The sequence below is a fragment of the Paenibacillus sp. J22P15 genome (assembly GCF_056269345.1).
The window spans coordinates 86,258-110,253 of the sequence record NZ_JBWDNT010000018.1; the positions used below are offsets into that span (position 1 = coordinate 86,258).

Consider the following 23,996-nt stretch of genomic DNA (forward strand, 5'->3'; position numbering starts at 1 on the left):
CCTTTTTTCATTGATCCATCAGACATGGTATCCCTCCTAAAAAGTATTAAAAAAAGAGATGCTGAAAAAAGGCAGCCAAAAAAAACGTCCTGTTTTTCCGGCTAGGTTTTCTCATCATCTCCACCTGCTCTTACCATCTATTCAGTTGCTTCCTTACCAAAAACTTGGATTACTCAATGAAACATAATCTGCTCCATGATCAAACGCTAATTGTATTTCTTCCCTGCTTTGAATTAAGCCACCTACGATAAGCTTCTTGTCCCACTGGGATCGAATTTCTTTAATAATTCTTGGCATAAGGCCGGGCATAAGTTCAACCTCATCAGGCTTAGAACTATGAAACATTTTATGTGCCGTTTCAATTGCAGCCGTATCGATGGCAAATATACGCTGCGTAGTCCCAATACCAGCTTGCCTAGCCGATGCTATGGCATTACTTTTTGTAGAGACAATACCATCAATCTTAAAGACGTTGGCTAAGTAATGAATCCCACTACTGTCCCTGCTGATTCCATTTACCATTTCAATATGAACATAGAGCTTCTTATCCACTGCATGTACACGTTCAACGATAGATGCTAATTGCGAAATATCTCCTGTCATTAAGTTGATACGATTCACCTTACTGTTAAGAGCTGCTTCCATTTGCTCTGGGCGTGTAACCGCAGCAATTAGAGGGTAATCAAGATGTTGTTTACTCATGCTATACTTCCTCTCCTATCCATTCAGGTCATCACTTACGCTTTAATGCCTGTCATGGCAATTCCCTCAATAATGTGCTTTTGTGCAATCAGATACACAATCAAAACAGGAATAACTGAAATCATCGTACCTGCCATAACTAGTGACCAGTTTGTGCTATATTGCCCTTTAAAGGCATTAAGCAGCAGCGGCACAGTGAACAGACTGCGATCACTAAGATAGAGCAGCGGGTAAAGAAAAGCATTCCAATTGCTTAGAAAGGAGAAAATCGTTAACGCAGCTAGTGCAGGTCTAACAAGCGGCAGCATGATTTGAGCGTAAATTCGCGGTGGAGAGGCACCATCTACCATAGCTGCTTCCTCCAGCTCTGCAGGAATTCCCATCATAAACTGACGCATCATAAATACACCAAAAGCCCAAAAAATGGAGTTGGGTACAATCAATGCCCAATGTGTATCAAGCCATCCTAGCTTACTCACTATGAGATAAGTTGGAATCATTGTAACCTGATGCGGCACCATCAACATCGCTAAAATGACTATAAAGATAAACTCTCGTCCTCGAAACTGAATTCTAGCAAAAGCGTAAGCTGCCAATGTACAAGTCAAAAGCTGAATAACTACTATTGCAATGGTAATATAGGTACTGTTCCAATAAGCTAAGTCAAAGGGCATCGCTGTCAAGGAATCCAAATAATTTTTGAATAACAATTTCTCCGGTAATAGTACTGGAGGATATGCAAACATCTCTGCCATTGACTTAAATGAATTGCTTAAGGTCCATATAAATGGAAAGATCATAAGCAATCCGCCTATTACCATAACAGCATGCAAGAATAGAGTGGGTAATTTTCGAATGAGCCAACGTTTTTGGCTAGGCAAAGCTGAGATATTCAGCTCATTACGATTAAGATTCATAATGGACCCACCTTTTTGAAGCAATAAATTGAATTAGTGTAATAATTAATATAACGGCAAATAGAATCATCGCAACTGCTGAAGCTCGTCCCATATTAAATTCAACAAACGCTTGATTATAGATGAGATAAACGAGAGTATAGCTGCTCTTGCCAGGGCCGCCTCCTGTCATAACATAGGGCTGATCAAATACCTGAATAGAATTAATAAGCGCCAAAATCGTGACAAATAGCGTTGTAGGCGATAATAGCGGTAATGTAACATGCCAAAACTGCTTAAAACCCGATGCTCCATCAATTTCGGCTGCTTCGTAATAGCTCTTAGAAATTCCCTGTAAGCCTGCTAAAAAAATGATCATATCCTTGCCGAGTGTAGCCCAAATACCGACTAGTGCGATAGATGGAATGACCCAGCGCTCATCAATTAACCAACTTGGACCTTCAATGCCAATAGCAGATAACACATAATTGATAATGCCAAGTTCCCCGTTCAGCATCCACACCCAAATAACACCCATTGAAATAGTGCTTGTAATAACAGGCATGAAAAAGAACACTCGATAGAAGCTCTTACCCTTCATTACATTAAGAGCAAGCGCAACAAGTAAAGCTGTTGTTACACCGATTCCTACGGTTAGCAGGGCGTAATAAGCCGTGTTACGCAAGGAACCCCACAGCTCATCATCCTTAAATAGACTATAGTAGTTGTCAAAAGCAATAAAGTTATTACGTCCAAAGCCATCAAAATCTGTGAGGCTAATATATCCAGCCCAAATTAAGGGAATGATATGGAATACAATCAATCCAATAACCTGAGGGAGTATGAATAGATAGCCCCACATTTTTCTATTACGAAAATGCAAGTAATCTCCTCCTAGTAATCTGCGAGAAAGCAAGAAGGGGACAAGCCCCTTCCATCTATTTCATCATTTCATTTACTTTTCCTGAAATAATTTCTATTGTTTCATTTACATTCTTCTTCCCTGTAAACAGCAGTTCGTATGCTGCTTTCATTTCTGCATCTAGGCCAGAATAATTGTATTCGTTCATCTGCGGTCCACTCGGTGCAAATGAAATTTTACGCATATCAAGTAAATAGCTAGCATGAGCAGGTACCGCAGCTTCTTCTATTAGAGACTCTGCTCCATTTACTGAAGGCACGGCATTACCGCCTGCTAGACGAATTTTTTGACTTTCAGAAGAAACATAATACGATAGGAATTTCATCGCTTCATTAGCATGCTTGGTTTTCGCATTAACCCCTAGAAATACAATCGTTGTTGCCACTTCTTCAAGCTTTTCACCTGTTTTCGTAGGGAATGGAATATAGTCGAAAGTAGTAAAGTTATTCGCAATAAAGGTTGGTGTTACCCAACGTCCAATGGCATTAAATGCAAGCTGATTGGACATCATTAATGATTCAGTAGATATCCCCTCTGTCAATGTACCTGTAAAGATTGCGGCCTCGTCCTTAATTAAACTCTCAAGGAAAGTAAGTGCCTCCTGAGCTTCTTTATTCGTATCCAGTACATATTTACCGTTATCATCAAACACACGACCACCGTTAGAGAAGATCCAGCTATGTACCGTTGCCCAGTACGTATCAAGTGTATAGCCCTTCTTACCTGATTCCACTACTTTCTTACTTAGCTCTTTGAACGTATCCCAGTTCCAGCTACCTTCATTGTAGTAATCCTGTGGAGACTTCAAGCCTAACTCCTCAAAAATAGCAGTATTATAGTAAATAACCATTGGATTAACATCCACAGCTACGCCGTAAATTTGATCATTAACCTTAGCACCGCCCCAGAAGCCATTTGGAAATTCTGTTTCCTTTACATAGCTTTCCGTACTGGATAAATAATTTGACAAGCCCATAAGAGAATTGCTATCTCGCATTTTAGCCAACGTCTCAGGTTTAATATAGAACACATCAGCAGCATTATTGCCCGCTAGCTCAGTCAACATTTTTTGATTATACTCTGCACGAGGGAAAGACTTTAGCTCAACATCGATACTTGGATTTGCACTTTCAAATGAATTAATCGCCTTTTGATAGATCGCGAGCTCCTCATCACTACCAAATGCTGCAAACGTTAAAGCGACCTTTTCCTTTGCCGTTTCCTTATTATCCTGCTTCACATTGCCACTAGCAGCATCATTTGTTGTGCTGTTGTTTGCTGATCCGCACCCTGACACAATCAGCATAATAGTAACGAGTAGAAATAATCCTTTACTGAAACTCTTTTTCAACATAATCCTACCTCCAAGTTTTTCTATGATGAAAAAAGGACATGACAAAAAGCCTAAATTCACAGCCCAAATAAGAATATCTATTCTTTAGACTGCGAATTTAGGGTTTTCTCATCATCTCCACCCAAGCCTCACTTGTCCGAACCTTATTCATCTAAAATTAGTATAGATCCTAACTATCAGTGGATTGTTAGTGTGATGTTAAATATATGTAAAAAAGGGATTATTATTGGGGAGGGGTAATGTCATAACTATATTTGAAAAAACGCAAAAAAGAGCACGCAATAAGGTGCTCTTTCTCATGGTATTGGTGGAGGCGAACCGTGCTTGTGCAAAACCACAATTCGCCGTCTTATGTCTCTACAACGATCCACTCACGAGCTGCCCTTGGTTCCATACCGCTTGACGCGCCGCTCTTCGAGCAATCGCTTCCGCCGTGCAGCTTGCGTGTAACAGTACAAAGCTCGCGACGTCCCCGACCTTAGGCCATACCTGTTGACCTTCTGAATCGAGCGGAGTTATCCCCCCTGTAATGAAGCCGATAGATTGAGAAAGTGATAATTCATCATTATACCCATACAATTCTGCAAATCGACCTGCTTTCTCTAACTGATCTCCATTTCCAAATGGGGACCAGTGGTCTGTAAGGCTATCCGTTGCCAATTTTACCGTTACTCCATTTTTAGATAACATCGGGAGCGGCATCGTCATCTTGCCAATCGGAACCGTCGAAGCAACGGACATACCAAGTGACCCCATCCGTTTCGCAACTTCCTCCGCCTCTTGCGGCTGCGCACCTGCAAACCAGAACGCATGACTAACCGTTACCTTTCCTTGCAAACCAGCTTCTTCGGTCAGATCAGCTAAACGTATCAGAGTTTGCTTGCCCGCTTCGTTTCTATCGTGTAAGTGAATATCAATACCGGCATTATTCAGAACCGCTAGCTCTACGATGGTCTGCAGTGACTTCTCTATATCCCCATCCACTGAGAATGGATCTACTCCGCCAACATGAGTTGCTCCCTCCGCCAAAGATTGCTTTACGAGCCTAACAGAATCCGATAACAGCAGCCCGTGCTGGGGGAAAGCTACAATTTCCGATGAAATTTTACCTGAGAATGTATCCAGTGCCTGCTTAGTCGCCTCTAACCGTTGCAGTCCACTAGTAGGCTCAATATTACAATGGCTGCGAACATGAGTAGCCCCATATCCCTGTATAAGAGTTAAGATGCTTTCGGCTTGTTGTCTTGCCATTGGAAGGAGCTTAGGCAATAATACTTTCTCTTCCTCAATCCTCTCGAAGATGCTGGATACAGGCTTTACCGCTTTCCACGGTCCATCGAAATACGTTTTATCCAAATGAATGTGAGCCTCTTCGAAAGAAGGCAGCATCAATAACTGTTTACAATCATATTTAGGAATATTACTTTGTATATCCTCTTCTGTCCCTATAATTTCAGCAATGGTACCGTTCTCAATTCGTAAATGACAGATTTTCGTATTTGTACCAGACACCCGACCATCTTCCATATTATAACCTTGTTCTAATCTTACATTCGTTAACCAATAAGAAGTGTTCAACTGGTCATCCCCCATCTTTACCTAAATTAAAATCGCACCCTCTTTATTCCTAATCTACTTCTATGGTACCACTAACTACTATTTAACGATAATATCAATAGCGTTCATTTCCCATACTTTTTTCATTTCGATTTGAGGGTATTTTTTGGGCACAGTTTTGATGCAACCCAAGCAAACGTCCTCTTGCCAGAATATGATTGTTTAGAAAAGAACCGAAAGTGTGACGCATGCTTTAAAGGAGATGAGGTTCAATGAAACAACGTTTAAGTTCAATGAGATATTCAAGAAATTTGCGAAGGTACTCCAGTCACGCACGCCATTTTATTAAAAAACTAGGCTGCAAGCAGAACGAACAACTGCATTTTATTTTAGTCCATGACGCTAAAAACAAAAACAAGAGATTCAGTTCTTCATCTAATCACCCAGCGATGACACTGCATAAGCCTCTAAATCTACTCGAAAAGCGCACTCCTCGAATCACACTATTTTCCAAGAGAAACAAGCTCATACATGTACTCCGTCAAAATAAAAAAGGTTATGCCGTCTTTATGGAGATCAATTACCGAGAAACAAAAGATAATGATTTCAAAAAAATTAGAGCACAGTTCATCGATGTAGATCTAAACAAGATTTCAGTACATTTAGACACAAAAGAACAAGCCAAGCAGATGATTAACTCCATTCAATCCGACCCTGCAGAACAGCTTCAATCTATTACAGTGAAAAGAAATAAACAAGGTCGGTATCATCTATTGGCTCTGCGAAAAAAACAGAGAGTAGCGAAATTGAAGAATGCGTTTATAAAAAAATTCAAGACTCAAATTAAAGATACGATGATTATCGAAACGAAAAACGGCTATCACATCTATTGGGTTCTTCAGGGCGGGTCCGTAAGCAAATTCGTTCCTATACAAAAAGCATTGGCCAAAAAATTCAGTTCTGATCCCCTGATCACCAATCTATCCAGAGTCATGCGTATACCTGGCTTTTACCATATGAAAAATCCCGAAAACCCCTTTATGGTAAGGATCAGACAACTCGGAAGGAAAAAACCTTTTTCCCAAGAGGAAATTATTCACTCACTGGCATTAGAGCCCCTTAATCAACTTGTAGAAATCAATAAAACTTAAAATAGTAGGCAGCGTATCTAAGATATCAAAATCCCGACCCTATGCGGTCGGTTTTTTTCATATATTTCCAAATATAATTAATCATCCATTAACAAATAATCTTTATACTTACTGTAATGCATCACACATTAAATTGAATAAGAAAGAGAGCTGCATGCTATGGGAATTCATACGTATTTTCAATCGCTTAATGATCTCGAACGTATTATTCGTTGTCCCGGTAAGTTTAAATTTGAAGAGCACAGCGTTGCCGCTCATTCATGGAAGGTTGTACAATACGCTAAAACATTGGCGGATATTGAAGAAAGCAATGGCGTCACGATAGATTGGAAAAAGTTATATGAGATTACGAGCAGCCATGATTATGGTGAAATATTTATAGGAGATATTAAAACACCCGTTAAGCATTACTCGCTAGAGCTGCGCGGCATGCTGCAACAGGTAGAGGAAGGCATGATTGCTCTTTTTATAGAGGAGAACATTCCAGAAGAGTTCAAGCCTACTTTCCGCAGACAACTGCGCGAAGGCAAGGATGATTCCGTCGAAGGTCTTATTCTTGAAGTAGCTGATAAACTTGATCAAGTGTACGAGGCACTTACTGAATTGCAAAGAGGCAACAGGGAGAAAGAATTTGTAGTTATGTATCGCGACGCTCTTATCAAAATTAACAAAATAAAACTGCATTGCGTTGATTATTTTTTAAAAAATGTTTTACCTGACATCGTTAAGGAAAGCTCTAATTGTCCTGTTGATATCAAAGAGATTACTAAGGAAGCTTTAGGATACTATTAAAAGTAAATTGCTGAATCGCTGTGCTCCTCCATTACTTTTCCAACCTTCCCCCCTTTTTTGATTATTTCACTATTTTCCATCATGTTGCCTTACCTTCTTTCCTTGAACCGTTCCTAGCGATCGATTTGATCATTTGGAACGAATAGGGGAAAGATTTTTTTGCGTTATCAAGAACACTACCGGCCTTACGCCAAATGAATTTCGTGTTTTAAAAACAAAATAACGAATCGAGTAGGAGGGGGCGGCTAGCCCCCAACTGTCTCCAACCAAGCATTTGCAATTAATCCGTGTCCAGCAGGACTAGGATGCACGCCATCCGCCGCCCAATAAGTGCATGGCGCCTTCATTGAAGCTTGTGTAAACAAGCCATCCAGCGGCACATATGCAGCACCGTATTCGTGTGCTAGGCGGCGCAGAATCTGGATCTTCGGATCCAAATCCTCGCGCCACGCGTGACGATCTTCAGATACAGGCAGCACAAACGGCTCAACCAATATAATCTTCGCATTGGTCTTCTTCCGGGTACGATCTAACAATTCACGATATTCTGTTTCAAAACGATCCGACGATGTTGGATCATTCCGTCCGAAACGCCGCCAAGTGTCGTTTATCCCAATATAAATGGACACAACTGTCGGTTCCAAATCAAGGCAATCTGCATCCCAGCGCACAGTCAAATCCCTTACACGGTTCCCGCTAATACCACGGTTATAGAAGGTAACCTGTTTATCAGGATAAGCAGAACTAAATATTCCAGCTGCAATAAATGCATAGCCTTGTCCAAGATCAAACTTGTCTTCATAATTTCGACCACTGTCTGTAATGCTATCGCCTTGAAAGACGACCACATCATTCGCTTCAAGTAACATCCGAATAGACCTCCTGTATGTTATTTATGTACTCACAGGAAGCAGCAAATCCTCTTCCCGCAGTGAATATCCGCGGATATGAGCATTCGGTGCATCATCTACAATATAGTTGACAATATAGATCTCGCCATCATCGAACTGTACCCAGCCCGTATAACCCAAATCCGATACCGGGCTGCGGTCGAAATCAAACGGGAATAGGCGGGACCACTGATCGTTTCTTTTTTCAGCGAGAGCGGATTCCACATCTGTCATACATGCAAATACGTTTTGTGTCCAATTGCCGAGCCAACCCTTCCCTGCTTGTGCGAGTCGGTGAGTGATCAACACACGTCCACTATGCAGCATACGAGCGACAGGTCGATGGCATGCCGGGATTGGAGCTTCGAAAGGTCCTTCCCAGGTCATCCCCTGATCCCGGGAAATGGCTTTGTACGCACCGTAGCCGAGATCCGAGTTCTCACGAAGATAAGTTACTAGCGTACCATCCGGCAGCGGCAGGATAGAGCCTTCGCACAAATGAAGTCCTTCCTGGCTCGCAACGGTAATCGGCCCGCTCCAGCTTTCTCCTTCATCATCGGTATACCACAAAAGCTGTTCTAGATAGCCATGCTCCGGGCTTTTGCTATGTACAGTTACAAGCCAGCGCCCATTTTCTAATTCCACTAATGTATCAGGTACAATTCCTGTGACAGATGTTTCAATAGGCTCGCTCCATTGCTCTCCTTCGGGATCTCCTATATACATTAAAACGCGCGAATTACGATGTGTGCCAGATCCGACTGGTTCACTGCGTGGGTTTTTGTTCGTGAGAATGACGAGACGTCCGTCTCTTAGACGTTTAATGCTTGGGCAATCGTCAAACTCAGATGAATCAGGGAAACTTTCCGTTAAACAGCGTTTCCCCCCCCATGAACGTCCTCTATCCGTACTTTTCATATAAACGATACGCGTTCTCGAACGGTCTCCATGGGTCACACATTCCAAGAAGACACAAATAAGATGCTCTTTGGCTGTCATTTCAAGCGCGGGAAACGCTTCATAGACTTGATCATTTCGGCTTACAATATATTTATTCAGCATATCGACACCTCTTTCATGTTGTTATACTTCATTTCTTGCCGCCATCCGGTATTTGGTTGTGCTCGTACCGGTATACTCTTTGAATCGCTTATAGAACCAATCCAGCTCTTGATATCCGACCTGCGCTGCAATTTCATATATCCGCAGGTTTGTATGCTGAAGCAAGTCTTTGGCTTTCTCCATACGAACCTTAAGCAGGTAGTCATTAAAGGTCATTCCCTCCACTGACTTAAACTGCTGTCCCAAGTACGTTGCATTAACGAATAAGGATTCCGCTATACTTTTCAAGCTAATATTCGAGGTATATTGCGCCTGTACCCATTGTTTCACTTGGATGATCGTTTGAAGTGACTGAGAATGGCTATTTTGTTTTAGTTGCCCCAACGTCTCCGAACATTTTCGCACTGCAAACTCAAACAATTGAATAATCGTCTTCGCATTCGTAATTTCCTCATAGTCCTTATGATTAGGAAGAAATTGATCCACATTTGATCCCGAATATTGAAGGAGCAGCTCATAACATTGTACGCATAAGCTAAGCACCAGAGACTGAACAATTTCTTTCGGAGTTTCCATTTGAATCATCTGAGCGCGCTGACGCTCTAACAATGCCTTAAAGCCCTTCTCATTTCCTTGCTTAATTTCATTTAAAATTGCATCAACATCTTGCAGAATGAACAGCTCTTCGTTGGAAACCTGCTTCCTATAAGAGGAAGCAGGTATGACCGCATGCATCCCCATAAAATATTTCTTCTCTAACGAGTGGCAAGCGGTTTGAAAAGATACAGCGAGCCTATCCCACTCCGTCACGTAGACGCCGATCCCAACGGTCACTTGTACCTTCGTATAACGTGTAATCTTATGTTGCAGCTCTTGCGCTTGACGGTAAATCTGAGCTTCTAGATCGTCATTCCATTGATTAAAAAGCACCACTCCGTAGCGCTCGACGGTTTCTTCATAAACAAGTCCTTGCCCTGCCAGCGCTTCCTCCATCACATTTCGAACGGCGAAACGCTTCAGATCAATATCCGATTGCGTACGGTTGGTATCATACTCCTCCATAAAGTCCATTTCTACTAAGTGGACACAAGCTAGCAGATTCGCCATTTCCTTTCCATTTTGCACCAGAAAAAGTTCCAGTTCTTCACGCTTCAAGTAGCCATGGGCCAATTTTCTCAGCAGGCTGTCCTGCAAAGCCGAGAGCCCCATTCGAAGCTGACGCTTGAGCTGATCACGGCTATCCAGCTCGTTCTTAACCGAGTGCAGAACTTTAACAACTTCCGCCTCACTTACCGGCTTGAGTAAATACTCTTTCACGTCGTGTTGAAAGCATTTTTTGGCATACTCAAAATCATCGTAGCCGCTCATGATGATAATCGGTATATCCGATACTTTGCGTACCTCTTGTATGAGTTCAATCCCATCCATAATCGGCATTTTAATATCGGTAATGAGCAAAGAGATATCCTTATGCTCCATAATCATATCCAGCGCTTGCTTGCCATTGGCAGCATGACCGACAACAACAAAACCGGATTGCTTCCAATCCACAATATAGGACATCGTTTTTATGGCTCCAGGCTCGTCATCAACCAATAACACTTTGTACATAAAGATGCTCCTTTCCGTTAATCTCTCTTAGATGTATAGGGGAGAATCATCGATACGGTTGTCTCCGTGTCATTTGCAGCGCTGAACCTCACACCATGGTCCATGCCGTACATATACCGCAGCCGTTGATGAATATTTAAGAGTCCAATTCGTGAATTCTCTTGCAAAAATGTTTCGCTCATTAACCATGCTGTCACTTCCGCTCGCCGCTCTTCTGTCATTCCAGGACCATCATTCGTCACATGAAGAGCATAACGATTATCATCAATAGGCTCACACCATATATAAAGATGAATGCGCTTATCTGTCTTTTCCACACCGTGGATGATCACATTCTCTACCAAAGTTTGCAAGGATAGACGAGGTATCTCGCACTGTTGATAGCGCTCTGATACATCAATCTCATAGTGCAATCTATCATCAAAACGGAAAACTTGAATGTCTAAATACGTGCGCACGATATCCAGTTCATCTCTCAAAGAAATTGCGTGGCCACCCTTTTGCAATACATTTCGGAAAGAGCTTGCCAGAAGCTGGACAATACGGGCTGTCTCCCGATCTCCGTTTTCCAGTGCGTTTCCGCATATTGCATTAAGTGTATTGAACAAATAATGAGGATTAATCTGCGTCTGCAGAGCGTAAAGCTCGGACTCCTTCGCTTTAATCTCAAGCTCTTTGCTGGCCAGCTTCGTAGCGATGACTTCAGTGATCAGATTTTCCATCCGCGATGTCATGTCATTGAATACTCTACCAAGCTGAGCTAACTCATCATTGCCCTTTAATTCCACACGTTGCTTCAAGTTGCTCATGTCGAAACTGCGTATCCTCTTCGTTAGAAGATAGAAACGTTTTGTTATTCCTGACGAGAAACCATAGATGACCAAAGCTGAAAGCAATAGCACGGTGAAAAATAATCCAATCGTTTGCAAGCGTATCTTATTCAATTTCTTATTTAATTCGTCTAGCGGTGAAAGTGAATAAAGCGTCAAGCCGTTTACACTCTTCCGGTCCGTTAATAAGACAGAGGTAAGCAAATAACGCTCATTGCTGCCTACGATTGAGGAGTTAGGAATAGAGCCGGCATCAACTGCTTTTAACATTTCCTTCAACTCTGCGTCATAAGAGCTGACGCTGCTGCCTCGGCGGCTTGGTTCGAACGTGTCTAACAAAACATCTTGATTAGGAAGAATAATAATATAGCGATGTCCTTCATCACGTTTTGAAATCAGGTTCAATAGCAATCGTTCATCCAAATCAAAATTAATAATTGTTTCTGCATTTGTTTTTTGCTCAAAATATCGGTAAGTAAACCTAAAATAGCGCATGTGGGGGAGATTGCCCTCCCACACTGCCCAAGTCTTGCTTAGTTTATTGGTTCCTTTGACGCTTTCTTTATACCACTTCTCCTGTTTAACAGCCTCATCAATAGGCCGTATATCAACGAAGGGATATTTAGATAAGCTGGTGTACACCGTTATTCTAGATATATCTCTGGCAGATATGATCCAATCAATATTTGGACGAAACTCATCCAAATACCAATCATACGCTTCAAAGAAAGAATGGCTGTTATGCGGCAGCCTATGAATAAAGCTGCTGCTCGAAAATACGGTATCCGCTATCATCTCGTAGGAAGAAAGCATATTGTTCACATTTTGCAGCAGTTGGGCAGCCGCATAGCTGTCTTCCTTCTCCATCGTTTCGATCGTATATTCCCGCAGAAATCTTTCTTGAAGCGCTGCCAGTACGATGAGTACAATCGTAAATAAAATTAAATTAGCGACAAAAATTTTCGTTCTTATCTTCAGCTATACCACCACCTATTGGCAGAGGTCTAGTTTAGTTCATTGAACTTCGCCGTATACTCTTGCCACATTTTTGTGTAAGCTTCTTCAAGTGATTTCGAACCCTTTTCCTCTACCGTTTGTACATAGCTCGTCCACGCTTGTTCGAAGTCTGCATCTGATTTCGACATAATGATACGTGGAACCTCTTTGTTGACGATCGGTTGAAGGTCATCAAATATATATTGTGCATCTTGTACGTACTCCGGTCTAGGAACCTGCCATAAGTATGCAGGAATTAGTGCTGGTTCGGGCAAGAAATCAGACCATAGCTCTTTGTTGTATTTTGCTAGTACTTCTTTTGTTTTTGGATCTAAGAGACTCTTAATCGATTCTCGAGTGCTTGATGTTGCATAGTCACCGTCATCCAATTTCGCGCCATTTCCATAAGAGAATACGGTTACTGGACCGCCAAAGCCTTGATTGTAACTATAATCAGGATTTGCAATAGGACCATCGATTACTTCTTGCTTACGGACGCGTTTTCCATCAACAACATCATAGTGTGCTCCTTCAACGCCCCAGTTGATCAGCTTCTGGCCTTCATCTGTGAACAAGTAGTCAATAAACTGGATGATGCGTTCTGGGTTCTTAGCTTTATCCGTAATGGACCAATAGTTGCTGGAGCTTGGCAGCACCATAGCATTAGCTTTATCTTCTACACCCTCGTTAAGCAATACAGGGAACTTCGCATACAAGCTGTCCGTTTTTCCAGTAGCAGACAACGTTGATTCCGGGTTAGTCAACAACCATTGCGGGAAATAACCGCCCAGGACACGTCCTTGAGCAATTTTCGCGGAACCCGTTTCTTGATTCAAGCTGAACAATTCAGGATCAAGCATACCTTCTTGGTGGAAGCGATTCAAAAATTTAAGATATTCTTTCGTAAATTCAGCAGTATATGCCAATTTTACATTGTTGTTTTCGTCCATAAAATAGGCGCCATGATCGGGTTTACCAGCAGCCGAAATCGACGAGTTATTTGCGATCATTTGCAGGCCAAGTCCGGACCAAGGAATCGTTTTGCTTCCATCAACAGTCGGATGCTTCTCATAGTAAGCCTTGATTACTTCAAATAGTTGATCCAATGTTTTGATCTCAGGATATCCCGCTTCCTCTAACACCTTATATTGCACGGCAAAAGAAGCTTGAGCTCCAGCTGGTGATTCATTCGCCTGACTAATGCCATAGATGGAATAAATATGTCCGTCCTCATCCTTCAAAAGATCATAGTATTTACCTAATTTTTTCTTGATATTTGGTCCATACTGATCAATCAAATCTTCGAGAGGAATTATATTTCCATTATTTTTAAAACGTTGCAAGTGAAAAGGAGTCAGCATCAAAATATCTGTGTAGTCACCTGATGCCGCCCAAATTTCATATTTCTGATTCACGTCACCAATAACAGGAGTATAATTCATCGTAATGCCAGTTGCTTCTGTAAAAGCATCCCCAACCGGAGTACCTGTCCATTTGAACTTAGGATCAACGACGTTAATGGAATACGTTATCGGTGCCTTCGCATCAACTTCAGCGGTTGGTTCCTTGCTGGCGTTACCTGGTTTATTTTCGCTTTCAGCTCCACAAGCACTAATAATCGGTACCATAATTAATGTAAGAATCATGAGCCAAGTTAGTCTTTTTTTCACTGTAAAACACCCCTTATATTATTCTTTCATTGCACCTACAGTCATACCTTTAATGAAATATTTCTGTAAAAAAGGATAAACCAATAAAATCGGTACTGTAGCGATAATGGTCATCGTTGCCCTTATCGATTGTGGTGTTGTCACTCTAAGAGCATCCGGGTCCACATATCCAGAAGCATCGGCTGTTACTTGCGCTGTTGATTGCGTCAATATTTTCATCAACTCATATTGTAATACATTTAAATTTTCTCTCGTATTAAACAAATAGTTATCAAACCACGAGTTCCAATGGCCGACAGCGATGAAAAGTGTAATTGTAGCAATAACCGGCATACTTACAGGCAATACGATCTTGAATAAAATTTGAAAATCATTCGCACCATCGATCCGCGCTGATTCCATTAAACCTTCCGGTAAGGAATCGAAATAAGAGCGTACGATAATGACGTTGAACACGCCCACTAAACCAGGAATGATATAAACCCAGAAACTATTTGTAAGTCCCATTGATTTAATAAGCAAATACCCTGGAATAAGACCGCCGTTCACATACATGCTAATAACAAGTATCAAATTGATCGGTTTACGGAGCAAAAACTCCTTACGCGATAAGGTGTAAGCTAGCATCGACGTACAAATGACTGACAATGATGTACCTACAACCGTCCTTAAAATCGACATGATCACCGCACTATACAAGGCATCGTTTTGAAATACGATCTTGTAATTGTTGGTTGTAAAAATATTCGGCCATAATGTGATCTGACCCTTGATAGTATCTAATGGATCATTAAATGAAATCGCTAACAAATTCATAAACGGATAAAGCGTGACGGCGCCAAGCAGCACTAAAAACGTTGTGTTAAGTACTGTGAAGGCCATATCGCCAATATTTCTGTTTCTAGTCATGGCTCTCCCCCTCAGTCTTAGAATAAGCGTGCATGGCCGCCCTTTCTTACAAAGTAATTTGCTGTAAATACGAGAATTAAGCTAACGATACTTTTAAAAATACTTAATGCAACGCCTAAACCATATTGACCTGCCCCAAGCGTCCTATTCAAAGCGTATAAGTCCAGCACTTCTGAATTATCCATATTTAGTGGATTGCCTAACAGCATCTGCATCTCATAGCCTGTGTTAATCAAAGAACCTAAACTAAGCATAAACAGCATCAAAGCTGTCGGCAGCAGCCCTGGCAGAGAAATGTGAAGCATTTTTTGAAACCTTCCAGCGCCATCGACATCTGCAGCCTCATAGGTTTCCTGGTTCAAGCCTGCTAAAACCGCGAGATAGATAATCGTGCTCCAGCCAAGCTCTTTCCACAATCCGACCAGCGTGTTAATGAACCAGTATAAACTGCCCTCACCCATAAAGTAGATCGGCCTGTCTGTAATGCCGAGCCACATTAAAAATTGGTTTACAGCTCCTCCATCGGGCGACAAAAATGTCAGAACGATGTTTGCTATAACGACCATGGATACAAAGTGAGGAATGTAGGTAACGGTTTGAATCGTCCGTTTAAACAATCGAACCTTTACTTCATTTAACAATAAAGCTAAGCCGATCGCTCCTACGAAACCGGTAAACAAACTCATAATACTCATTACAAGCGTATTACGCAAAGTGAGATAGAATCGTTCATCTCCAAACAACCTCGTAAAGTTATCCAAACCAATGAACTCACTTCCGAAAATCCCTTTGCCCGGGTAATATTTCTGGAAGGCAACGATCCATCCCCATAATGGACCATAGCTAAACAAAATGAGCAAACAGACAAATGGGATCGACATGAGTAGCAGCTGATATTGCTTTCCTAATGTCTTCCACCATTTTTTAGTGCTCACTGACATCGCCTTTCCCCTCCTCTCATCTAGTAGTATGAATCTTTTCAATTGTATTGAAAGGAACCATAGTTCTTACTCTTATTTTCCAAGAGAATAGGATTATCAACAACCTGTCTTCTTTTATATTGTGACATGAGTAATGTTAGTATTTATTTCAGCATCAAAATAGCTGTTGAAAAAAAAGAAAACGGTTGGCAGGTCAAAGACCTACTAACCGTTTAGGACGAGATTTTTTAATCCTTCACTCTCCACTTAAATAAAGACATTACACTGATACAGAATATCTGTATTTAAGGAGGCTGCGTAGCAATCTTGCTACGCAAGCGAGTTAACAATCATTTCTTTAGCATTAATTACTAGGCCAATTGCCTTCATAAAGTCAAATCCAATAATTCCGTCAATATCAAGGCCGTAATCCATACTCCCAATCTCGACCTGAAAATGAGAAATCGAATGACTATCGAAATGGATGGAATCCATATATTTGGTATATACGTACTCCACTCCACCAACTCCTCGAATGGTATCCACGACATCATTTTCTTCAGGAACGATCCCGATATCTCCAACCCAATCAGCATTGAGAAGAGTACTTGCCGATCCCGTATCGAGCAGCACCTTGTTCAGTTCAAGCACTTTTCCTCTGAATACAATCGTAATCTTTACAAAAGGTAATCCGTATACCTCAGTTATGTTCATCTCGGGCCTCGGATTCCAACATAGCGTTCCCTGGCTACTAGTTCTGGTCGAGAGGTGTGAAAGAAGCAATATTCACGCCTTGGTTCTTGCCGATGCAGTTCGCTGTAGCGGCGGAGGGCTTCTGTAGAATCAGTGAACGTATCGATTACAATTACTTCATCAATGTAGCGATGTCCTTCCGCAGAATGAGCCTTCGTTGCCTCTAAAACAACCCACTCCTCTGGATACCGTTTCTGTACTTCTTGCCAGCGCATATCTCCACCTCCAAGAGCTTCAATATAATTATTGTAGCATAATTCAAGTGAAGAGAAATAAAGACCTTATCGAACAAGAAGAACTGAAGCCCCTTATCCCCTAAGTGCCAAGGGCGAGGGAATTTGAACCCCTGTCCGTAGATCACGCCACATTTGTCATTTAATCGTTTCACGAGCCGTGGCTATGCAAAACCACAATTCGTCGCCATTAACTCCAAGTATAGATAGAGCAGCTAAGCTGCCCTCCTATACTAACGCTTTTCATTTAAGACTTTTCATTGAATTGAGCTTATTCCTTCCATTTTTCGATTCCGGTCTCGAAAAACTCGAATGGATGCGAGACTGAAGCTTCCATATTGTCTGAATAATTCTTGTAACCTGAAATATCAGTTCATTTCGGTTCAACCTTGATGTGCCACGGTTTACGGTCCAGCAGCTGATTAAAGGGAACATGGTATATTTAATGAGAGATCTACATGATTATACTCGCATTCGATTCGATGATTACGCGATCCAGCTTAGATCAATCAATCTTCGGATGGACGAGCAACGACTGACGCAGGTACTCAAACACATGATGACAGAGATATCTAACGATACCGCAAAAGACAGCCTGACCATTGAATCCATGCAGGTTGGAACGGATGTAGTGCTTCGAGTGACGACAACCCGCGATGCTGGCTCAAGCTTGGGTTTAATCCATTGCTTCGGAATGAAAGTCCAATCTTGTTTATAATATTATTGATATTTTATCGATATATGAAGATAAGAGCCAAGTAGATTCAGCCATGTATAGAAACTCCGATTCATTATATTCATTATCGTTACGAATTCCTACAACAGCAAAAGGCCTGCGTCCGGAAAATACCGAACACAGGCCCATCACATCATCTTACTTATTCAACAAATTGTAGATCACTTGAGCCGCTTCGGCACGAGTGGATATTGCTTTAGGCTCAAGCTTACCATCAGAGCGTCCTCTAATTAGCTGCAATTTCGCTGCCGCATTCACATATTGCTTAGCCCATGCTGATACTGCTGCTGCATCTTTGAATGATGACTCAACGTCTACCTCAGTCTTGCCATTGTTCATTTCGTAGGCACGCATCATCATTACAATCATTTCTTCACGCGTAATTTGTGCATTAGGTTCGAAAATCTTCTCGCTCTTGCCTGTTACAATTCCCGCTTCAACTGCAATTGCAATCGATTCCGTATACCATGCATTTGACAACACATCAGTAAAGTTCAATTCACCTGCTTGTGTAAGCTTGAACGCTCTAACAAGCATTACCGTAAATTCAGCACGAGTTACTTCACGCTCTGGTTGGAATAATGTCGCACTCGTACCTTTTAAGATTTGTTTCTCTACCAACTCTTGAATTACATTAGCTGCCCAATGCGTAGCAGGCAAATCAGTAAACGTGTTTGTGCCTCCAGCATTTCTCGGTATAATTTTTGCGTCAGCCCAGTCAGCATGATCGCTATTTGCTGGATTTTCATTAGGAGAACCCGTATCGTTCGCAACAAGCGTAAGCTTAGAGATACCCGTTACATCCACTTTAATTGGAATACCCTGTGCAGGACCGTCTACTGTGGTGAATGTTTCACTCTTATACAGAGATATACCATCGCCAATTACTTCAAACCACATCGAAGTTGGTGTGCCTTTTTTATTTTGTGCATCGTCTACACCAATAACCGCTTTAAATGTACCGTACTTCCCGCCAAGATCATAAACAATTTCTGAAGTTGCGTGAGTTCCGATTCCTTTTTTATAAGTCGTTCCATTGATTTTAATTGGTCCGCTGCTAATAGACTTATCCTTAAGCGGTTCAAGCCAACCGCTAGTAGCACTTACCCATTCCAAATCAGATAAATATTCTGTCTTCGAAGCATTTTCAGAAAGCTTGTCACCAATGATGTATACAAATGATGCAACTGCACTATCCGTATAGCCATCCTTTACAGCAATAGCTTTTAGCCCAGTAGAACTAGAGATATTAATCGCACCTTTATAAAGCTGACTATTGACCGTTGGTATTTCACCGTTTGTCGTATAGTAAATACGAGCATCTTTAGATGCTGACTCTAGTGTTACCTTAAACTTACCATCATACCATCCTGTAGTTTTATTAGCTTTTGGCGCCACTGCAACAGGTAAAACAATTGCATACTCCAACGTTTTTACGGAGCTATCTACCCATAGGTTCTTAAATGCTATTACTTTTATAGTCGTTGTTGTTTCAATAGCAATAGGTCCAGCATATTTCGCACTATTTTTAGTCGGTGTTTTGCCATCAAGCGTGTAATAAATGTCAGCCCCCTCAGTCTTCGTGCTTAGCTTAACTGTAATTGGTGCGCTGTATGTGTCCTGCTTTTGATTAGGAACTGGTGCTGCAACAATCGGTGCATTAATTGTATAACTATAAGTGACAACATCACTATCCATTATCGTTTCACTAGCAGCAAAAAACTTTAATGCCGCTGTCTTCTGAATAACAAATGGACCAGTATACAGATTAGAATTTCTAGTAGGTGTTGTTCCATCTAATGTGTAATAGATTTTTGCATCAGCTGTAGCAGACGTCAATGCAACTTTAATCGTAGTATCGTAAGTCCCTGCAGTTACATTGCTGATAGGTGCTGCTGTCTTTTCTCCTGTACCAGAGTTAACTGCAATTGCAGTCACAGATGATCCTACTGCAACGTTTGTAGTAACATAGCTTACTTTTACGCCATTTACCGTTTTATGAAGGGCAGTTTTGTCTACTTCATCAATCTTAATCGTTGGATACTCACCATAAAAACGAGCTTCCCACGTAATTGGCTCTGTTCCAGAATTGTTCTGAAGCTCCGTTTGAGTGTTTCCTGTATGAGCTACACTGATTTTGTTCTTCCCAAGATTAAGGGAATTAACTTTTACATCTGGAACATCTTTAGAAAGTCTTGGAGCAGTCGCTACTGCATGCTTAGGTGCATTTGGCTCGATACCCATTAGTCCTTCGATTGTGTTACCAATAAGCGTATAGGAGATTTCAGGATATTCTCCGTTTGTTTTTGTACCATTATTATAATGCTCATGTCTGTTATCTTTCGTTTCCATAAGGAATTCAAGCCATTTCCAGCCATCTTCCACACGATTATACGGATAGAACATATCAGGCATATAAGAATACGCTTCGATATTAATCGGAGAATGCGGTTGGTCTAATGTCGCTTTAGCATTTTTATCTGCATAAATTAAACCGTCACCAATTTGCTCGGAAATATAATTAAGATAGTTGTCGTTTCTTTGTCCTGGCTCAGTAATAAGCTTCATCGGCATGAACCAGCTATTCTCTTTACCGAAATCAGTATATTTCGTTTCTCCATCCATATTCCAAGCTCGCACATAGTTACCAGTTGTGTCGCCGTCTTTAACGCTCCACTCGTTGTTGAAATAATCCTTTAACTGTTGCGCTCTTTTAAATGTTTTTGCTGCTTCTGCTTCCAATCCTTTTGCTTGCTGCATATTTGCATAAGCAAGTAATGCTTGATATTGTGAACCAATCGCATCACCAGCCTCGATAATTGGCTCATCGCTTCTTTCGTTATAGCTTACCGCACCAGAGAAAATACCACCGCCAGTTCCTTCAGCGACGCCATTTCCATTGGTATCGTGTGCAGCGATATAATCATTCATAACTTTAGTATAGAAATCCCACATACTCTCATCATTAATATATGTTTCGTCTCCAGTCCAAAGATATTGATCGTATGCTTTCTCTACTAGCTCAAATTGCGCTGGTACTTCACGAACGAAGTTATTATCATTTTTCCAGTCAATCGTATAGTTAGAGCCGTCAAAGTTAAACGCCCATAGTGTATACCATTTTCTATCTTTAGTCATACCTTTTGCAAATGTTTGGAACATACTCATATTTTCTTTATCAAGCCCGATCATATGCGCACCTGCTGCTTGATGGACAAAGTCTCTACTATAAAATGCAGTACGGTGCTTATATCCTGCCCAGTAGGATGGAATATAGTTGAACGGTCCTTCTTCCCCACCACCATTATTCACATTATTCGGTCCAGTTTTGCCTGTTTGAACAAAGCTATGGGCTTGATTAATTGCCCAACCAAAGCTGTCCTTTAACAACTTGTTCGAAGAATCTAACGACATAACGTTTTCATCTCCCACAGTAACAGCTACTTGCTCACTCTCAATTTGAGATTGTGCCTGAACTGTCATCGTAGTCCCTACGCCTACTGGATAAAATGACATTAGCATACAAGTCACTATAATTGCGCTTACATTTTTCTTTCTTACTTTGAACACATTTTTTCCCCCTCTTGTCATACATGATGTTTGTACTTACAAATCGTGCTTATCTACTTATGCTCACATATAGATAGCGCTTTCACAAATTCTATCATGCAGATTATTAATTTTGTATGTATCAATTCTACTATCAAGGTGTTCATTTCAACTATTTTCAAGCTACATTGTAAATTATTAAAAAATAGCTACTTTTACATAATAAATCAATGTAAAAATAGCTATTTTTTATATCATTCTATTATTTCATCTCACGCTTGAAATGCCAGCTCACGCTTTGGAAATCACCTAGCGTAATTGGAATTTGTACACCTGCGTGCATCAATGTATCTCCATGTAATGCCATACCTGTCGTCTGTTCTACATATATGCTTGTCTGATCTAATCCTCTAAGCTTCAAACGACGTAACGGTTCTGCTGGCGCTGCTAATACTTTAATCCAGACAACTAGCGCTTCGTCCTGCTCTTCGGATACAAACATCCATGCCGTCTCATTACTTGTAAACGGACTACTTAATCGATAGAAATCACCGTTAAATGTTAAGTTCCGTACAGCTTTGCATTGGTTAATTTGCTGTTTCACGAGCAATTTTTCTTCATCCGTCATCTTGGTTAAATCTAGCTCATAGCCGAAGTTTCCTGATAACGCTACATCTCCGCGTGTACTTAGTGGCGTAATTCGATGTACCTGATGGTTCGGAACAGCAGTGACATGCGCTCCCATCGCGCTCACAGGATAAACTAAGCTAGTACCATATTGAATTTTCAAACGTTCAATCGCATCTGAGTTATCACTTGTCCATGTCTGTGGCATGTAGTGTAGCATCCCTGGATCGAACCTTCCACCGCCACCAGAGCAGCTTTCAAATAAAATATGTGGAAAACGATTCGTAATCGTCTCTAGAACGTGATATAGACCTAACATATAACGATGTGCTGTCTCGCGTTGACGCTCAGCTGGTAGACTAGCTGATCCGATCTCCGTCATATTCCGATTCATATCCCACTTCACATAGCTAATTGGTGCAGAAGATAATACGCCACTTAATCTTTCAATTAATGCATCACATACGTCTTGACGCGATAAGTCTAGTATAAGCTGGAATCTCCCTTCCGTCCGACGACGGCTGGGTATATGCAAACACCAATCAGGATGAGCTTTATATAATTCACTTTCAACAGAGACCATTTCTGGCTCTAGCCAAATTCCAAATTTCAACGATCGATCATTAAGCTTTTGACCTAGCCCTGCAAGACCATTTGGCAATTTACGACGGTTCTCAAACCAGTCGCCAAGCGAGGTACGATCATTGTCGCGCTTGCCAAACCAACCATCATCCAATACGAATAGCTCGATGCCCATATCTTGAGCTTCATCAGCAAGATTGACAATCTTCTCTTCGTTAAAGTCAAAATAAGTCGCTTCCCAATTATTCACAAGAATTGGACGAACTTGATCACGATATTGCCCACGACTTAAGCGTGTACGATAAAGTCTATGATACTGACGAGACATACCGCCGAGTCCTTCATTAGAGTAGACCATGACAACTTCCGGAGTTTGGAAAGACTCGCCTGGCTCTAATAACCAATTGAAATCAAAAGGATTGATCCCCATACTTACTCGAGTCGTCTGATGCTGATCTACCTCTACAGAAGCTAGAAAATTACCACTGTAAACTAGACTAAAACCATAAGCATCGCCACGATCCTCTGTTGTGCTCGGCTCAACTAAAGCGATAAATGGATTATGCTGGTGACTGCTTGAACCACGACGGCTTTCGACAGATTGAACACCAGGAATTAGAGCGTTACGATGCATATGACGTTCCTTCGCCCATGCTCCTGATAGCTGAATCCATTCCAAAGATTGATAATGGAAATCAACACTCGCACTTAATGCACGACCCAGCTGAACGTTTTGATCCCCACCATTGCTATAGCGAACAGATCTTGTTATTGCAGCAAAGCTTTCATACACAGTATAACTCAAGCATACTTCCATCTGAGATACTGGATCACAAAGCATAATCTCTAGTGTGCTAGCTTCCTCATCCGACTCCACGTACGTAGCAGGAAGCCCTTCTAACCTTGGTTTACCAGCAACGATGCGATGAGATTGATATACTAGCTCTACCGCAGTTGAGCCATCCTGGAAGGACATCTCATATGCTGGCTGACGATAATCCGAGGTACCGTAGCCAGGATATTCTTGCGCCACAACATCTAGCGAGAAGTAAGGCTCTGTTAGATCCGTCATCGGAGAAAACGGTCGTTCTACAATTGGTAGATACTGAGTCAAATCTTCATCAGATATGCTTTTTCCCCAATACAAGTGGATCAAATAACCACGATGATCAGCTTGAAATATATAGCTGGTCATTTTAGATTTCAAATGGAAAATACGTTTGTTTTCATCATATATTATTGCCATATCATTTC

The 23,996-nt window shown here is 41.3% G+C and carries 18 protein-coding genes; 3 read left to right on the forward strand and 15 right to left on the reverse strand.

The features are described 5' to 3' along the window. Positions 1 to 153 precede the first annotated feature (153 nt). The 5 genes from AC0YN6_RS24855 to AC0YN6_RS24875 form a co-directional block, all read right to left on the reverse strand. Positions 154 to 702: a glycerol-3-phosphate responsive antiterminator gene (locus tag AC0YN6_RS24855; protein ID WP_475750202.1), complete on the reverse strand. Its 549-nt coding sequence runs from the start codon at positions 700 to 702 to the stop codon at positions 154 to 156. Between the two features lie 35 nt (positions 703 to 737). Beyond that, entirely contained in the window at positions 738 to 1,523 is a 786-nt protein-coding gene (locus tag AC0YN6_RS24860) for a carbohydrate ABC transporter permease (protein ID WP_475750244.1), read from the reverse strand. 85 nt (positions 1,524 to 1,608) lie between these two features. Beyond that, positions 1,609 to 2,460, reverse strand: coding sequence for a carbohydrate ABC transporter permease (locus tag AC0YN6_RS24865; RefSeq protein WP_475750246.1), 852 nt, complete (start codon positions 2,458 to 2,460; stop codon positions 1,609 to 1,611). A gap of 76 nt (positions 2,461 to 2,536) precedes the next feature. Continuing rightward, positions 2,537 to 3,874 carry an ABC transporter substrate-binding protein gene (locus AC0YN6_RS24870; RefSeq protein WP_475750203.1) on the reverse strand — a complete coding sequence of 446 codons (1,338 nt, stop codon included), beginning with the start codon at positions 3,872 to 3,874 and terminating at the stop codon, positions 2,537 to 2,539. Between the two features lie 357 nt (positions 3,875 to 4,231). Continuing rightward, entirely contained in the window at positions 4,232 to 5,452 is a 1,221-nt protein-coding gene (locus tag AC0YN6_RS24875; protein ID WP_475750204.1) for an amidohydrolase, read from the reverse strand. Between the two features lie 251 nt (positions 5,453 to 5,703). Here AC0YN6_RS24875 and AC0YN6_RS24880 point away from each other — a divergent pair, with 251 nt between their 5' ends. Then, positions 5,704 to 6,582, forward strand: coding sequence for a DNA-primase RepB domain-containing protein (locus tag AC0YN6_RS24880; RefSeq protein WP_475750206.1), 879 nt, complete (start codon positions 5,704 to 5,706; stop codon positions 6,580 to 6,582). Between the two features lie 159 nt (positions 6,583 to 6,741). Continuing rightward, on the forward strand, positions 6,742 to 7,374 hold the full coding sequence (locus AC0YN6_RS24885) for a YfbR-like 5'-deoxynucleotidase (protein ID WP_475750208.1): 633 nt from the start codon (positions 6,742 to 6,744) through the stop codon (positions 7,372 to 7,374). Positions 7,375 to 7,619: 245 nt separating this feature from the next. Here the strand turns inward: AC0YN6_RS24885 and AC0YN6_RS24890 are convergent, their stop codons facing one another. The 8 genes from AC0YN6_RS24890 to AC0YN6_RS24925 form a co-directional block, all read right to left on the reverse strand. Beyond that, positions 7,620 to 8,243, reverse strand: a complete 624-nt coding sequence (locus AC0YN6_RS24890) for an SGNH/GDSL hydrolase family protein (RefSeq protein WP_475750210.1) — start codon at positions 8,241 to 8,243, stop codon at positions 7,620 to 7,622. A 24-nt stretch (positions 8,244 to 8,267) separates the two neighbouring features. After that, positions 8,268 to 9,326, reverse strand: a complete 1,059-nt coding sequence (locus AC0YN6_RS24895) for a sialidase family protein (protein WP_475750212.1) — start codon at positions 9,324 to 9,326, stop codon at positions 8,268 to 8,270. A gap of 21 nt (positions 9,327 to 9,347) precedes the next feature. Further along, a complete protein-coding gene (locus tag AC0YN6_RS24900) occupies positions 9,348 to 10,937 on the reverse strand; it encodes a response regulator transcription factor (RefSeq protein WP_475750213.1) in 1,590 nt (529 codons plus the stop codon). A 17-nt stretch (positions 10,938 to 10,954) separates the two neighbouring features. After that, positions 10,955 to 12,634 carry a sensor histidine kinase gene (locus AC0YN6_RS24905; protein ID WP_475750215.1) on the reverse strand — a complete coding sequence of 560 codons (1,680 nt, stop codon included), beginning with the start codon at positions 12,632 to 12,634 and terminating at the stop codon, positions 10,955 to 10,957. Positions 12,635 to 12,771: 137 nt separating this feature from the next. Then, complete coding sequence (locus AC0YN6_RS24910; RefSeq protein WP_475750217.1) at positions 12,772 to 14,433, reverse strand: extracellular solute-binding protein; 1,662 nt, start codon at positions 14,431 to 14,433, stop codon at positions 12,772 to 12,774. An 18-nt stretch (positions 14,434 to 14,451) separates the two neighbouring features. After that, positions 14,452 to 15,342: a carbohydrate ABC transporter permease gene (locus tag AC0YN6_RS24915; RefSeq protein WP_475750219.1), complete on the reverse strand. Its 891-nt coding sequence runs from the start codon at positions 15,340 to 15,342 to the stop codon at positions 14,452 to 14,454. A 17-nt stretch (positions 15,343 to 15,359) separates the two neighbouring features. Further along, positions 15,360 to 16,283, reverse strand: coding sequence for an ABC transporter permease (locus AC0YN6_RS24920; RefSeq protein WP_475750221.1), 924 nt, complete (start codon positions 16,281 to 16,283; stop codon positions 15,360 to 15,362). A 309-nt stretch (positions 16,284 to 16,592) separates the two neighbouring features. Then, positions 16,593 to 16,976, reverse strand: a complete 384-nt coding sequence (locus AC0YN6_RS24925; RefSeq protein WP_475750223.1) for a retropepsin-like aspartic protease — start codon at positions 16,974 to 16,976, stop codon at positions 16,593 to 16,595. Positions 16,977 to 17,693: 717 nt separating this feature from the next. On the opposite strand from AC0YN6_RS24925, the gene AC0YN6_RS24930 reads away from it, so the two are divergent. Continuing rightward, positions 17,694 to 17,966 (forward strand): hypothetical protein, encoded by a 273-nt coding sequence (locus AC0YN6_RS24930; protein ID WP_475750224.1) that lies wholly within the window; start codon positions 17,694 to 17,696, stop codon positions 17,964 to 17,966. Positions 17,967 to 18,122: 156 nt separating this feature from the next. Here the strand turns inward: AC0YN6_RS24930 and AC0YN6_RS24935 are convergent, their stop codons facing one another. Both AC0YN6_RS24935 and AC0YN6_RS24940 read right to left on the reverse strand, forming a co-directional pair. Further along, positions 18,123 to 21,554, reverse strand: coding sequence for a chitobiase/beta-hexosaminidase C-terminal domain-containing protein (locus AC0YN6_RS24935; RefSeq protein WP_475750225.1), 3,432 nt, complete (start codon positions 21,552 to 21,554; stop codon positions 18,123 to 18,125). Between the two features lie 241 nt (positions 21,555 to 21,795). Further along, on the reverse strand, positions 21,796 to 23,988 hold the full coding sequence (locus tag AC0YN6_RS24940) for an alpha-galactosidase (RefSeq protein ID WP_475750227.1): 2,193 nt from the start codon (positions 23,986 to 23,988) through the stop codon (positions 21,796 to 21,798). Between the last annotated feature and the right edge of the window lie 8 nt (positions 23,989 to 23,996).

What these genes read in the sequence shown, in the direction of transcription:
- AC0YN6_RS24855 (WP_475750202.1), bottom strand. Translation starts at nt 702, where the DNA reads ATGAGTAAACAACATCTTGATTACCCTCTAATTGCTGCGGTTACACGC.
- AC0YN6_RS24860 (WP_475750244.1), bottom strand. Translation starts at nt 1,523, where the DNA reads ATGGTAATAGGCGGATTGCTTATGATCTTTCCATTTATATGGACCTTA.
- AC0YN6_RS24865 (WP_475750246.1), bottom strand. Translation starts at nt 2,460, where the DNA reads ATGTGGGGCTATCTATTCATACTCCCTCAGGTTATTGGATTGATTGTA.
- AC0YN6_RS24870 (WP_475750203.1), bottom strand. Translation starts at nt 3,874, where the DNA reads ATGTTGAAAAAGAGTTTCAGTAAAGGATTATTTCTACTCGTTACTATT.
- AC0YN6_RS24880 (WP_475750206.1), top strand. Translation starts at nt 5,704, where the DNA reads ATGAAACAACGTTTAAGTTCAATGAGATATTCAAGAAATTTGCGAAGG.
- AC0YN6_RS24885 (WP_475750208.1), top strand. Translation starts at nt 6,742, where the DNA reads ATGGGAATTCATACGTATTTTCAATCGCTTAATGATCTCGAACGTATT.
- AC0YN6_RS24890 (WP_475750210.1), bottom strand. Translation starts at nt 8,243, where the DNA reads ATGTTACTTGAAGCGAATGATGTGGTCGTCTTTCAAGGCGATAGCATT.
- AC0YN6_RS24895 (WP_475750212.1), bottom strand. Translation starts at nt 9,326, where the DNA reads ATGCTGAATAAATATATTGTAAGCCGAAATGATCAAGTCTATGAAGCG.
- AC0YN6_RS24900 (WP_475750213.1), bottom strand. Translation starts at nt 10,937, where the DNA reads ATGTACAAAGTGTTATTGGTTGATGACGAGCCTGGAGCCATAAAAACG.
- AC0YN6_RS24905 (WP_475750215.1), bottom strand. Translation starts at nt 12,634, where the DNA reads ATGGAGAAGGAAGACAGCTATGCGGCTGCCCAACTGCTGCAAAATGTG.
- AC0YN6_RS24915 (WP_475750219.1), bottom strand. Translation starts at nt 15,342, where the DNA reads ATGACTAGAAACAGAAATATTGGCGATATGGCCTTCACAGTACTTAAC.
- AC0YN6_RS24920 (WP_475750221.1), bottom strand. Translation starts at nt 16,283, where the DNA reads ATGTCAGTGAGCACTAAAAAATGGTGGAAGACATTAGGAAAGCAATAT.
- AC0YN6_RS24925 (WP_475750223.1), bottom strand. Translation starts at nt 16,976, where the DNA reads ATGAACATAACTGAGGTATACGGATTACCTTTTGTAAAGATTACGATT.
- AC0YN6_RS24930 (WP_475750224.1), top strand. Translation starts at nt 17,694, where the DNA reads ATGAGAGATCTACATGATTATACTCGCATTCGATTCGATGATTACGCG.
- AC0YN6_RS24940 (WP_475750227.1), bottom strand. Translation starts at nt 23,988, where the DNA reads ATGGCAATAATATATGATGAAAACAAACGTATTTTCCATTTGAAATCT.